Origin of the sequence: Variovorax sp. LjRoot84, from assembly GCF_964254305.1 — a bacterium.
Lineage (GTDB): Bacteria > Pseudomonadota > Gammaproteobacteria > Burkholderiales > Burkholderiaceae_C > Variovorax.
Window position 1 is genome coordinate 3061483 of record NZ_CAXUTE020000001.1, and the last position, 13648, is coordinate 3075130.

Annotated in this window: 7 protein-coding genes; 4 read left to right on the forward strand and 3 right to left on the reverse strand. The window is 68.9% G+C overall.

All coding sequences use genetic code 11. The annotated features are described in order from the left end of the window. Positions 1-105 precede the first annotated feature (105 nt). Entirely contained in the window at positions 106-1293 is a 1188-nt protein-coding gene (locus ACSQ9I_RS15450; RefSeq protein ID WP_436290316.1) for an MFS transporter, read from the forward strand. A 29-nt stretch (positions 1294-1322) separates the two neighbouring features. Then, positions 1323-2354, forward strand: a complete 1032-nt coding sequence (locus ACSQ9I_RS15455; RefSeq protein ID WP_436313692.1) for an aldo/keto reductase — start codon at positions 1323-1325, stop codon at positions 2352-2354. On the opposite strand, the gene ACSQ9I_RS15460 is transcribed toward ACSQ9I_RS15455, so the two are convergent. Further along, positions 2351-3295, reverse strand: a complete 945-nt coding sequence (locus ACSQ9I_RS15460) for an autoinducer binding domain-containing protein (protein WP_436313693.1) — start codon at positions 3293-3295, stop codon at positions 2351-2353. The genes ACSQ9I_RS15455 and ACSQ9I_RS15460 overlap by 4 nt on opposite strands. A 300-nt stretch (positions 3296-3595) precedes the next feature. Between ACSQ9I_RS15460 and ACSQ9I_RS15465 the strand changes: the two genes are divergently transcribed. Then, positions 3596-4372, forward strand: coding sequence for a helix-turn-helix domain-containing protein (locus ACSQ9I_RS15465; protein WP_436313694.1), 777 nt, complete (start codon positions 3596-3598; stop codon positions 4370-4372). 12 nt (positions 4373-4384) lie between these two features. Here ACSQ9I_RS15465 and ACSQ9I_RS15470 read toward each other — a convergent pair whose 3' ends face one another. Continuing rightward, positions 4385-12055 (reverse strand): DUF4781 domain-containing protein, encoded by a 7671-nt coding sequence (locus ACSQ9I_RS15470; protein WP_436313695.1) that lies wholly within the window; start codon positions 12053-12055, stop codon positions 4385-4387. A 327-nt stretch (positions 12056-12382) separates the two neighbouring features. Between ACSQ9I_RS15470 and ACSQ9I_RS15475 the strand changes: the two genes are divergently transcribed. Continuing rightward, positions 12383-12586 carry a LysR substrate-binding domain-containing protein gene (locus ACSQ9I_RS15475; protein ID WP_436313696.1) on the forward strand — a complete coding sequence of 68 codons (204 nt, stop codon included), beginning with the start codon at positions 12383-12385 and terminating at the stop codon, positions 12584-12586. Between the two features lie 14 nt (positions 12587-12600). Here the strand turns inward: ACSQ9I_RS15475 and ACSQ9I_RS15480 are convergent, their stop codons facing one another. Further along, a complete protein-coding gene (locus ACSQ9I_RS15480; RefSeq protein WP_436304122.1) occupies positions 12601-13533 on the reverse strand; it encodes an autoinducer binding domain-containing protein in 933 nt (310 codons plus the stop codon). Between the last annotated feature and the right edge of the window lie 115 nt (positions 13534-13648).

Sequence of the window (13648 nt, forward strand, 5' to 3'; positions counted from 1 at the left end):
GAACGGCGGCCCTTCGAAGTTCGCATTCGTGACTTCAACTCATCAATGCTTGTCCATTCGCCATCCTAGTCAAGGCAAGCCGATGCCCGCACAGTACCAAGCATCATGCCCATCGCCCTCCTCGCCCTCACCGCCGGTGCCTTCGGAATAGGCACCACCGAGTTCGTCATCATGGGCCTGCTGCTGCAGGTCTCGGCGGATCTTCATGTCTCCATCGCGGCCGCCGGCCTGCTGATCTCGGGCTATGCGCTCGGGGTCGCGGTCGGCGCGCCGCTGCTCACCATCGCCACCCGCCGCGTGCCGCGCAAGACCGTGCTGCTCGCGCTGATGGCGATCTTCACGCTCGGCAACATCGCCTGTGCGCTGGCGCCCAGCTACGAGATGCTGATGGCCGCGCGCGTGATCACCTCGCTCGCGCACGGCACCTTCTTCGGCGTCGGCTCCGTCGTTGCCACCGGACTGGTCGCTCCGGAAAAGCGCGCCTCGGCGATCGCAATCATGTTCACCGGCCTCACGGCCGCGACCATGCTCGGCGTGCCAGCCGGCGCCTGGCTGGGCCTGCAGTTCGGCTGGCGCTCGACCTTCTGGGCCGTGGCGCTGATCGGCGTCTTCGCCCTCGCCGTGCTCGCGGTCTTCGTGCCGCGCGATCGGGCCGCCGACAAGCAGGCCCCCGCCTCGCTCGCCGACGAACTCGCGGTGCTGGCCCGGCCGCAGGTGCTGCTCGGGCTCGCGATGACGGTGCTCGGCTTTGCCGGCGTGTTCGCGGTGTTCACCTACATCCAGCCGCTGCTGACCCGTATCACCGGCTTGTCCGAAGCGGCGGTGTCGCCGATCCTGCTGCTCTTCGGTGGCGGCCTCGCGGTGGGCAACATCCTCGGCGGCAAGCTGGCCGACCGCGCGCTGATGCCGGCCGTGCTGGGCACGCTGGTGGCGCTCGCCGTGGTGCTGGCCGTGATGCAGCCGGCGCTCCACTCGGGCGTGACGGCGGCGCTCTTTGTCGGCCTGCTCGGCATCGCTTCCTTCGCCACGGTCGCGCCACTCCAGCTGCGCGTGCTCGAGAAGGCATCCGGCGCCGGGCAGAACCTGGCGTCCAGCCTCAACATCGCGGCCTTCAATCTCGGCAATGCGCTCGGCGCCTGGGTCGGCGGCATGGTGATCGACCGCGGCCCGGGGCTCGGCGCACTCGGCTGGGTCGCCGCGCTGCTGACGCTGGCAGGCCTCGCGATCGCGCTCTGGAGCCGTGCGCTCGACCGGCGCGAGCTGCCGCTAGCCTGCGCGCCCGCACGCACCTGAATCATTCATTCCAACTGCAAGGACTCGTCATGGAACATCGCTATCTCGGCAACTCCGGCTTCAAGGTGCCGGCCCTCGGCTTCGGCGCCGGCACCTTCGGCGGCCAGGGTCCGCTCTTCAGCGCCTGGGGCAATACCGACGTCGCCGGCGCGCGCCGCATCGTCGACATCTGCCTCGAGGCCGGCGTCAACCTCTTCGACAGCGCCGACGTGTACTCGAGCGGCGCCTCCGAATCGATCCTCGGCGCCGCGGTGCAGGGCCGGCGCGACAAGGTGATCCTCTCGACCAAGCTCTCGCTGCGCGCGGGCGACGGGCCGAACGACGTCGGCTCCTCGCGCCATCACCTGATCGCCGGCACCGACGCCGCGCTCAAGCGCCTGGGCACCGACTACATCGACCTGCTGCAGCTGCACGCCTTCGATGCGATGACGCCGGTCGAACAGGTGCTCGGCACGCTCGACGACCTCGTGCGCGCGGGCAAGGTGCGTTACATCGGCGTCTCCAACTTCTCGGGCTGGCAGTTGATGAAGTCGCTGGCCGCGTCGGACCGGTTGGGCCTTTCGCGCTACGTCGCGAACCAGACCTACTACTCGCTGATAGGACGTGACTACGAATGGGAGCTGATGCCGCTCGCCATCGACCAGGGCGTGGGCGCGATCGTCTGGAGCCCGCTGGGCTGGGGCCGCCTGACCGGCAGGATCCGGCGCGGCCAGCCGCTGCCCGCGGGCAGCCGGCTGCATGACACCGCCGGCTTCGCGCCGCCGGTGGACGACGAGCGCCTGTACCGCGTGGTCGATGCGATGGACCAGGTGGCCGAGGAAACCGGCAAGACCTTGCCGCAGATCGCGCTCAACTGGCTGCTGCAGCGTCCCACCGTGGCCAGCGTGCTGATCGGTGCGCGCGACGAGGAACAACTCAAGCAGAACCTGGGCGCGCTCGGCTGGCAGCTCACGACGGAGCAGGTCGAGAGACTCGATGCGGCCAGCGCGGTCACGCCGCCCTACCCCTACTACCCCTACTGGAACGGCCAGTTCGCCGAACGCAGCCCGATCGCTGTCTAGGTCTGTTCGATCGTGCCGAAGTTGCTCTCGGCGTACGGCGACTGCGTCGCTGCATTCACCAACTGCACCCGGTTGCGCGCCGCGAAACGGCGCCGCAGCTGGCGCATGTGGTAGTCCACCGTGTGCGCCGACAGGTGCAACCGGTAGGCGATCTCCTTGTCGCTGCGCCCCTGCAGCAGGTGTTCGAGGATGTACTGCTGCGTGGTCGACATGCCTGACATCTCGGCCCGCGCCGCCGGCGGCGCGGCCGGCACGCGCGCGTGGCGCGACAGGTATTCGTGCACGCTGAGACCCAGCATCAGCGACTGGCCGACCACGCTGTCCGTGATCCAGCCGCGGCTCGGTGCGCTGGACGACAGGCTGATCACCGTGTGCTCGTTCACGTGCGTGGGCGAGGCCAGGCGCAGGAACAGGCCGCTCCTGATGCCGTTCGCGCGAAAGTCGTCGAGAAAGCGGCGGCGGCGTCCGCTCGCATCCGGGTTCACCGGCGACGCCTCCAGCTGGTCGATGTCCCACAACAGCGGCAGACTGGAAGCGGGCGCATCCCGGTACCGCGTGTCCACCTCGTAATGGCGCTGCGAAAAATAGCGCTGCGCCCACTCCCGGTTCGCATAGCCGGTGAAGAAGCTCAGCGGCCACGGCTGCCCGCGCAGGTAGGTGAGCGTGCCGTAGCCCAGCCATTCGAAGCCGATCGCATGCAGCATGCCGCGCACCAGGCGCACGCGCGCCTCGCTGCTGCCGGCGTCCAGCAGGTCACCGACGATGCCGGACGCTTCGGCGGGCCGCCCCATCGTTTCCGGCAAGCACAACTGCGCCTCCGAATACAGCTGCGGCACCGGACCGCCACGCAGGCCACCGTCGTTCGGCGGCGGCGATTCGTGAATCGGCGTGCCCGGCAGCGATGCCGCGGCCGCACGTTGCAACAAGGAAGACAGCATCATGATGATGACCAGTCGACGCCGTCGAATTGCCCGGCGATAAGAAAAGAGTTCTCGTTGGCCCGGCGACGCCGCGACTTGTGCAGCAAATTACCAAAGGCCGGCTGCGCCGCCTTGTAAATTCTTAACGTCGACACAACCACGCGATAAATTCGGGCCTCGATGGAACTACTTGCTTCCTCCTATTGGCGAGATGTCGACCTTGCAGGTCTTCAATTCACCGCCAATCGATTCCTGCAGCGCGAAATCCGGCCGCACAGGCACGGCGGCTTCACGCTCTCGGTTTCCGACACGGAGTTGCGCGTGCGAACCATCGCCGGCATCGTGGTCGTGCCGCCGGGCACGCTGCTGCGCATCGCGCCGCACGTGTGGCATTCGGTGCAGGCGTGTTCCGCGCCCTGGCGGGAAGACGCCATGTACTGCAGCTTCGCCGTCGCGCGCTGCGTGAACCCTTCGCACGACATCGTGCGAACGGCGCAGGAGGAAGGCGATGCAGCGGTATCGATCTTTGCGCAGGCCACCTCGGCGCGCGAGTTCATCGAATGCCATCGACTGCTGTACGAAGCGGCGCACTCCGGCAACGAGGAAATCGGTGCGGCCGGCCGCTCCCTGCTGCGCCAGCGGCTGGCGCAATGGATTCCGCCGCAGGCCGCCGCAGCCCGGACGCACGCGCGCGACTACGCGGTCACGATCGACAGCGGCGACGATCGCGTTAACCGGCTCTATGAGCTGATCGCCAAGGGCTTTCGCCAGCGACTCACGCTGGACGCGCTGGCCGATGCGGTGGGCTGGCACCCGGTACATCTTCAGCGCCGCTTCAAGAGCGCCTTGGGATTCACGCCGCACGAGCTGCTGGTGGGCCACCGCGTCGAGTACGCACGCGACCTCCTCGCCGGCGGTGCGCGCGTGATCTACGCGGCGCATGCCGCCGGCTTCAGCGACCAGAGCCACCTGCACAAGACCTTCCTCAGCACCTACGCCGTGACGCCCGGCGAGTACCGCAGGCTCTCGGTGCACGATGCCCTGCAGCCGCCCTCGGCGAGGAACGGCATCGTCGAGGACCACGCAGCCGCGGGATAGGCCGCCAGCGATCTAACCGACCTTGATCTGCCAACCGTCGATCAGCGTATCGGGGTCTCCTTCGATGTTCGTCGCGATGCCGTCCATTAGACGCTTGTCGAAGCGCGGATTGAGGTTGAAGAGTTGCGCCAGCGCTTCATTCACGACGTGGTTCTTGCCGCCCTCCTGCCGCCGCGCGGCACCGAGCTCGGGCGGCGTCAGCAGGGTCTGCAGGTTGTTCTCGGTGATGCCCCACAGCGTCGCCGTCTCGCGGCGGTCGCCGTCGACCCTGACGAGGATCGGCTTGACAACCGGCTCCTTCTGCGGCTTCGGCTCCTCGCCCTCGCCCTCGTCCTCGTCCGGCTTTTCCGGCTCGCCAGGCTCGTGTCCCGGAGGCGTGCTCGGGCTGTTCGAAGGCGGGCTGCTCGGCGTCGTGCCCGTCGAAGGCGTCGGCTGGCCCGGCCTGGCCGGATCCGTTTCGAACAGGCCGGTGAAGCCGTTCCAGACCATCTGCACCACACTGTCCTTCTTCTCCTGCTCGGTGCCGGCGATGGCCTTGTACAGCACCGTCGCCGCCGGCACGATCGCGATGGAGCCGACCGCCGACCACTTGAGGACCTTGGTGGCGGTCGGGAAGGCGCCGTTGCGCAGCGCCGGAATCTGCTGCAGGCCGACCCAGGTGCCCGTGAGTGCAGCCTGGGCGAAGGCGCCGTAGGCCAGGATCTCGGGGCCCGTCTCCATCAAGCCCATGCCCACCGCGATGGCCCGCCCGGCGCTCAGCAGCCCTGCGTAGTCGCGGTACTTGTTCCAGTCGTTCTTCTTTGTCTGGGCGGCGGCCTTATCGGCCTGCAGTTCGGGATGGGCCTCGAGGTAGTCGTCGACCTTCATGTTGGCCGCCTTGGCCTCGTTGGCGATCTTGAGTTCGACGGTCGCGAGCGCATCCACCTTGTTGTTGTAGATGTAGTTCGCGCCGAGCGTTCCGATCGACAGGACGTCGCCGAAATTGCCTGCATGCGTCTGGATGGAGTCGCCTGCATTCAGCGGCTTGAAGACGGTACCCACGAAGGTGTTGAGGCTCACCGCGATGGTCGCGCGGCGGCTGAACAGGCCCAGCCGCGTGTTGGGCGAGTTGGTGCTGCCGCCCAGGCCTTCGGCCTCCTTCGGATCGACGCCCTTCTTGCCCGGGAAAAGCGCTTGCAGCTTCTCGTAGAGCGCGGCATGCGCCTCGCGCAACTCCGCCCGCTGCTTCACCGAGTCGCTGAACCTGGCATGCACCTCCGGAAACTCGCGCAAGAGCCGGGCCTCTGGCGAGGTGTCCGCGTGCGAAGGATCCGCTGCCATCCGGAGCTGATCGGCGCTCATCTTGTCGATGCGCAGCAGTAGCTCGCTACGGATCTCCGACTTGTTCCTGCCCGGAAACTCGCTTCGCAAGCCGCCGAAGAAGTCGCGCAGCCCCGGCACGCCCTTCATGTAATGGGCAGGCGCCAGCGTCTCGGCGGTGTCGCCGGGCGATCGAATGGTGTGCAGCTGGAAGCTCCTGTCGGAAGGCGCGTCGGCCCAGGCCTCGCGGCTGGCCTTGAAGGCTTCGCCCAGCGTCGCGACGTCGTCCACCTTGTCGCGCAGCGACTGGGCCTTGGCCTCATCCATGATCTTGTCGCCGCGCCAGCCGCTGCCGTTGATCACCTTCTCGACCAGCTTCTCGGCCGTGGCGCGATCGCCGCGCGTGGCCGCGGCCATCGATTCCTTCATGCGCTGCGATGCGGTGAGGTAGGCGGCGCGCCCGAAGCTCGACAGCGGATAGCTGAGGTAGCCCGCCGTGCGCCCGCCGGCCAGCTCCGCCGGCAAGCCGAACACCGGCTTCATCGCCTCGAAGCCGACGCGCACGCCGCCGGCGATCATGGTCATGCCCTTGGCGCGGATCAGCGCGTCCTTCGGCTGCTCCGACAGCACGCCCTTGATGCCCTGCTTCCAGCTCGGCACGCGGGTGGTCGCGGCCAGGGTGGCCGCATCCCTTGCATTGGGCACGCCGATCGGCAGCACCTGGCCGTCGCCGTTCACATGGACCGCGCCGATGATCTCGTCGGCGCCGACGCGGCGGCGAGCGACCAGCGGGAACCCGGCGGTATCGGGCTGCAAGCGGTTGATCCAGCCGCCGCCCTCGCGCGCGGCGGCCGCGCTGGCGTCGGCGAAGTTGTCGTAGGTGTCGCGGTTGCGCGTGCGCACGCCGCCTTCGCTGCCGTAGATCGTGTCGCGCGGGCCCAGCTTCGAGACCACGAAGCGCACGCCGGAACCCTCTGGCGGGTCGGCCATCAGCGCGGCCGTGACCGCGGCCTCGTCGGCCGAGGGCACGAGCGGCGTCGCGGGCGAATCCGGATCGGCCGCCAGCTGCTGCCGGCGGATCATGCCGTTGGCGTGATTGGCCACGCTTTCCCAACCGCGATCGCGGCCCATCGTCGTCGGCGGCAGCGGCACGCCGTCGGCATCGAAGCCGGGGCTGGCGCGACCGCCGGTGCCGGAAGAAGCCTGCGCTCCCGGGTTCGCGGCGGGCGGTCGCGAACCCGCGCCGCTGGAAGGCAGCGATGCCGGGGGACCCGACCCCTGCTGCCCCTGCTCGCCCTGCCCATGCGCGCCGGTACCACCCTGGTTGTTCACCGATGCCTGCGGGCTGAGTTGGCGCAGCGTCGCCTGGCGATGCGGCGAACGCGTGAACGGCGCATTGGGCGCCTGGGCGTCTCCACCGACAGCCAGGGGCAACTGCTGCTCCTGCGGCCTGCGCGCCGATGCCGGCACAGAGCCCGGTCCCGGGTCCGGCCCGTCGCCGGGGCGGCGCAGGAGCAGCGGGATCACCTGGGCCAGCGGCGCGTCGGGCGCCTCCGCCGCAATGACCGGCGGGCCATCCGGATGCAGCAGGCGGACGTCGCCCGGCGGCGCTTCGCTTGGCGGCGCGGGCTGTTCACGGAAGGGCAGGAGCGGGTCCTCCGCCGCCGCGGCCGTGACCCGCTGCGGATCGTCGATCACCACGGGGTTGCGCCGGCTGGCCAGCGGCACGACCTTGCTGCCGTCCGCCGCGCCTTCGTTCGCCCGGGTCGCGTGCGTGGCCGGCGGCGTCTGCGCGTGCGCAGTATTCACCATCGGCTTGACTGCGTTGTGCACGCGGACGTAGCCGCGTGCGAACACCGGCGAGGCGAAGCCGGCGAGGTTCAGGCCCAGCATGCCGAGCTGCTTCTCGCGGTCGGCGGAGCTCATGTGCTCCCAGTTGTCGATCGTGTAGCGCGCACCTTCCTCGAAGGCAGCGACGCTGCCCACGCCCAGCGGCTTGGCCGCCGCCGCGGCGGGCTTGCCCCAGGCCTGGGCGCTTTGCGAGTAGCGCACGAAGTCGTCGAGGTGCTTGCCGGCCGCGGTCGCATCGCCGGCTCCGCGCGCCGCCGTCGCGGCCTTGAGCGCATTGCGCGCGCGCATCGCCTGCATGGTGGCGCGCGTGGAGGCGCCGACCACCGGCACGCTGACCGCCGACAGGCCGAGGTTCAGCCAGTCCAGCCGCGCCTGCGTGCTGGTGAACGGATTGATGTCCTGGCCGTGGCTGCCCTGCTTGACCAGGCTTTCCGTGGAGGTGGCGATGCCGTAGCCGGCCGCAAGCGCCGCCGCGGAGCCGGCGATCAGCATCACGCCGGGCGCCGACAGGGTGCCGAGCGAACCCACCGTCAGCACCACCCCGGCCACCAGGCCGGCCACGCCGACCACGACGTCGAGATGAGACTTGCGCCTGAAGGTCTCCCAGCCGGTCTCTGTGCGCGCGTCGCCGCTGAAGAGCTTGACGTTGCCGTCGGCGTCGAGCGTGAAGTCGCCGTCCTCCGGCGTCACGAGGTTCACGCCTTCCACCGGCAGGTTGTTGTTGGCGCGGTAGTCGTCGAGGCTGTCGTACTCCCAGCCCTGCTCGTCGACGTATTTCGCTTCGCCGGGCTTGGTTTCGACCTTGAACAGCGCGGTCTTCACGATGCCGCCCTGCTCGCCCTCGAGTCCGTAGACCACCGGCAGCACCATCACCCTGGCCTTGTCGCTGCCCAGCTCGACGAGCTTGTTCACGGTCTTGTCGAGGATCTCCTTCTGGTCCTTGTCGAGATTTCCGAACAGGTTCTGCGTCTGCTGCAGGCGCTCGTTGTTGGCCGGCGTCGCCGGATCGAGCTCGATGTCGGGCTTCCAGCCGAGCGCGATTGCGACCTGGTTCGCGAGCTGCGTGCGGTTCTGCATCTGCGTGAACTGGCCGCCGAACTGCACGTAGTGGCTGTTGATGATGGACTGCGCCATCAGCTCCGGATCCTTCATGAAGAGCTTGTAGAGCTCGGCGCCGTCGCCGTGCTGGTCGGGCCGCAGGTTCTGGGCGATGAAGTTCTGCTCGCGCGCGCTCGCGCTCTCGGTGGCACCGGCCGCCTGGTAGCGCTTGGCGACGTCGGCCTTGCGCTGGGCCGCCTGCAGCGCCTTCCAGGTGTCGCTGCCGGTCTCGGCCAGCGCCGGGTTCTCGCGCTTCCACTTGTCGTGCGCAGCCTGCGCGGCGCCCAGATCGCGCTTGGCCGTGTCGGTGTAGAACTTGTTGTGCGAGCCCAGCCATTTGCTGCGCGCGGCGACCGCGCTGGCGCGTGCATCGCTCTCCAGTTCTGCCGGCGGCTTGGCGTAGCACATGGGCTGCGCGCGGCCCGCGCGTTCGTTGGCCTCGTAAAGCTGGCGCGTGCGATGCGCCTCCTGCCACAGCAGCACCGCGTCCACCGCCGCCTGCTCGTTCTTCGCGATGGCGAGGCGCGAGTTGGCATCGTCCAGGGCGTTCTTCAGCTCGGTGCGATCGCCGGTGCCGGCATCGTAGGCGGCCTGCGCCTTGTCGCGCTCGCTGGTCGCGGTGCCGACGTTCTGGTCCACCGTCTTCTTGCGCTGCGTGAGGTCGTCGCCCAGGCGCAGCGTCGGCACCGGCTTGCCGTCCGGACCGATCAGCGGCTGTTCGCCGGGCGCGGGCGGGGCCTCGGCCCTGGCGTCGCCCAACTGCTGCTCGACCGTTCCGCGTTCGCTGCGCGCCTGCGCCAGCCGCCCGTTGCCGAACACCGAGGTGTCCCACAGCCGCGCCGTGGCGGGATTCATCCTGTACTCGCCCTCGCGCACGGTGAAGTTGCGCATGTCGCCGTAGCGCTCGGACTTCTGCCAGCCGATGACCTCGGAGTCCTTCTTGATGATCACCATGTAGCCGCCGCCGCACTGGTCGTGGCGCACCTCGATGTCGTCGGGCGAGAGTCCGCGCGGCAGGCCTTCCGCACTGACCTTGCCGTCCGCGCCGGGCTTGAGGTTCCAGGTCGGGTCGTAGTTCTGCGGGTAGACGTCGCCCGTGACCGACTCGCCGTTCTTCATGAACATCGACAGCTGCGGCTTGGCGAAGGCGGTCTGGCCGTACTGGTTCTGCGCCGCATACCAGTCGCGTTCGGCGTCGATCAGCTCGAGCTGCGTCTCGTAGTCGCGCACCGTGAGCTTCAGCGCGTCGAGCTCGTCCAGCGCCTTGTTGCGCTCGGCCTCGGTGGCGGTGCTGCCGGGCGCGGTGAGCTTGTCGACCTCGCCGGACTTGGCCTGGTAGTCGCTGCGCGCCTGCGGCAACTGCTCGTTGCGCATCTTCTTCTCGTCGGCGGCGGAGAGCTTGGGCTGCGATTCCTCGTGCTTGTGCTGCTTCTCGCGCGCGGTCTCGCGCAGGCCTTCGAGTTTCGCCGCATCCACCGGCTTGCCTGCGGCCTGGTCGCGCTCGGCGCTGCGCAGATCCTGCATCGCCTTCAGCGCGTCGGCCTCGGCCTGCGCAGTGCGCTGCTTCTCCAGCGCCTCGCCGAGCTGCTGCGGCGTGGTCGGCGTGGCCACCGGGCCGATGAATCCCGGCGGATGCTTCGAATTCAGCCCGGCCTGGGCCGCCGCCACGTCGGCATTGGCATCGGCCAGCCGCTGGTTGATGGCATCGGCGTTGTCGAGGTAGCGCGCCGCATCCAGCTTTGGGCCGCTGCCGTCGGTGCCGCCGATCAAGTCCTCCTTGACCTTGCCCAGGGTGGAGCCGGTGTCGCCCATGCGCTTCGTGGCGGCCTCGCGCTTGTCGTGCGCGGCCCAGAGGCGCGAGGTGACGGGATCGAGCTCGGTCTTCTTGTCGCCGTCGACGTAGTAGTACTTGCCGTCGCTGGCCTGGACCTTCTTGCCCTCCTCGCTGCCCGGCTTGGCCCAGAAGGCGGGGTCGTAGCCCTCGGCCTTGACGGTCTTGGTGGTCTGCTTGTCGCCGTCGTGCTCGGTCACCGTGTAGGTGCCGGGCCGCGTCTGCGACTCGGCGTTCCAGGCGCCCTCGGCATCGGTGTACTCGATCTCGGCGTCGCTGCGATCGAGCTTGGCGGCCTCGTCGTCGGCGAGCGCGTGCATGTAGCGCTGCCCCTCCTGCGCCTCGCGCAGGGCGGCGTCGGCCTCGGCGATCTTGCCGGCATCGCCGCCGGCCACCGCCTGGTCGTACTTGGCGCTCAGGTCCTTGACCTCGAGATCGGCCACGCGCGCGTTGTAGTCCGCGTTGACCGCGCCGACGACGTTGGTCTTCGGATTGGCCGGGTCGGCCGGATCGCTGGTGCCGAAGGCCTTGATCAGTCCGTCGAGCTTCGCGTCGGCCCGGTTCGCCACGCCGCGCAGGCGCACGGCCTCGTCCTTGGCGTTCTGCTTGGCGGTGATGATGGTGTCGTTGCCGCCGGGGCCGTCGCCGAAGCTCTTCGCGTAGGCCTCGGCCTTGTCGGCCGCGGCGTCGGCATCCGTCGCTTCGGTGCGCGCATCGGCAACCTGCTTCTTGCCCGACTGGTTGACGTTGTACTGCTCGCTGCGCAGCTGGCGGATCTCCGGCGTCTCCGCCTTCACGCCGGCCTGTGCCTGGTCGACGTAGGCGCCCATCGCCTCCGGGTCGAAGACGCCGCCCTTGTCGATCGCCTGGTTGATCCTGGCGGCCTCCTGGTCGATGGCGGCGCTCGGGTCCTTGCCTTCGACCTGCGCCTTCAGGCCCGCGGTGCGCATGTCCTGCTGCGCAGCTTCCAGCCATTCCGTGACGGCGACGTTGAGCGCGGCCTTCTCTTCATTGGTGCCGTCGCCGCCCCTGGCCTGCGCGTCGAACACCGGCTTGGCGGCCTTCTGCGCCTTCTCGAGCAGGGCCTGCGTGCCCGCGCTGGGGGCCGGCTGGTCGGCGACCTGCGCGCCGGCCACGGGCTCGTACAGCGCCTGCGTCTTCTGCGCGGCGTCGACCTCGCTCTGCGCCGCGCGCGTGGCCTCCGACGGATCGTTCGGCGCGCGCCGCTGGCGCACGTCGTCGAGCTTGGCATTGGCGAGCGTCTCTTCCTTGGTGCGCAGATTGGCGGTGGCCTCCTTCTTCAGCGCATCGAGTTCATCGGTCTTGGCTTGCGCGCGCAGCTTGGCCGCCGCGTCCTGCTCGGCCTGAGTCTGCGCCTTCTTGGCCTCGGCAGCCTCCGCCAGCTTCCTCGCATCGTCGGCTTTCTTGCGCGCCTCCGCGGCCACCCTTCTGGCTTCCGCGGCGATCCGCTGGGCTTCTTCCGCTGCCCTGCGCGCAGCCTCCTCGGCGCGGCGCCGCTGCTCCTCGGCGGCTCTGACTGCCGCTGCATGGTCGATGGCCGCTTGCGACAGGCTTGGCGAGGATGCGGTGGCGGGTGCGACCATGAGCGCTCCGGTGGATGCGTTGATTCAGTGGCGATTCGCTCCAAAGGATGGTCGATAAGAATGACAGGCAGATGGCCAGCAACGACGAGAATTCGTAGTGCGGGTCTGTGGGGTGCGAGAAGAGTCCGCGCCGGTAGCGGAAACGCGCGGAGTTGATACCGATCCCCAAGGAAAACGTGGCCGCCGGCGAAAGATTCTGGGCTAATCTTCGATGGCTGCAGTAGTGGCCCGCCTGCGCTGTTCGCAAGCAAGATCACGAAGGCGGGACCTGGGTCAAGGCACAAGGCCGCAGCCGGCTAAGACCCGATAGCGGAGAAGCGATTCGAGATGCCGCAATCGAGCGGTCTCGGCATTGCGCTTCTTCCAGACTTCCTCGTCGCTCAAGAACTGGCCGCGGGCCGCCTCCAGCGGGTGCTACCCGATCTGGAGACTGACGACGCAAGAATTGTGGCGGTCTATCCTGAAAAGCGGCTTCTGGAACCTCGGGTCAGGCGGTTCATCGATCTCATGGTCGCAGAGCTGGGGAGTTGATGCGACCACAAAGCTCAGGAGCCTTCACCCTGCTGCCCCTGGCTCGCGGCGTTCACCAGCTGCACGCGGTTGCGCGCTGCGAAACGGCGCCGCAGCTGCCGCATGTGGTAGTCCACCGTGTGGGCCGAGAGGCGCAGCCGGTGCGCGATCTCCTTGTCGCTGCAGCCTTCGAGCAGAAGCTGAAGGACGTACTGCTGCGTCGCCGACATGGCGGACATCTCCGCGCGCGCGGCCGCCGGGGCGGCCGGGAGGCGCGAATGGCGCGACAGATAGTCGTGCAGGCTCAGTCCGAGCACCAGGGCGCGGCCGACCACGGCGTCGGTGATCCAGTCGCGGCCGGGCGAACGGGACAGCAGGCTGATGACCGTGTGCTCGTTCACATGCGTGGGCGAGGCCAGGCGAAAGTACACGCCGCTGCGGATGCCGCTGCCGCGGAGGTCGGCCAGGAATCGCTGCCGCCGTCCGGCAGAACCTGACGAGGCTTCGAGCCGATCGATATCCCACACCAGCGGCAGGCCGGACGCAGGCGCGTCCCGGAACCGCGGGTCCACCTCGTGATGGCGCTGCGAGAAATAGCGCTCTGTCCATTGCGGGTTCGCATGGCCGGTGAAGAAGCTCAAGTGCAGCAGCTGCCCGCGCAGCTGCGTGATCACGCCGTAGCTCAACCATTCGAAGCCGATCGCATGCAACATGGCGCGAATCAGATCGCCGCGCGCCTCGATGCTGCCCGCGTCCAGCAGCTCGCCGACGAAGCCCGGCGCGCCATCCGCATGCGGGGGCCTCGCTTGCGGCAGATACAGCTGCGCCTCCGAATAGAACTGCGGAAGCGGCGGACCGCCGCCTTGCGGCTGGTGGCCGTCTTGGCTCGCGCGCGAGCTCGCTGCGACCGATCGAGGATTGGCGCTGGCTGCCAGCGCAGGGCGGATCAGACTCGCGAATGCATTCATCGCGCCCAGTCTAGGAGCGTCCCCACGGGCGCACCAATGGCAATTGCGGCATGCGCCATAACCCAAATGCATAGCCCGCACGCGGCAGCAGCGCCCGGCGCGGCGCCGCATTCCC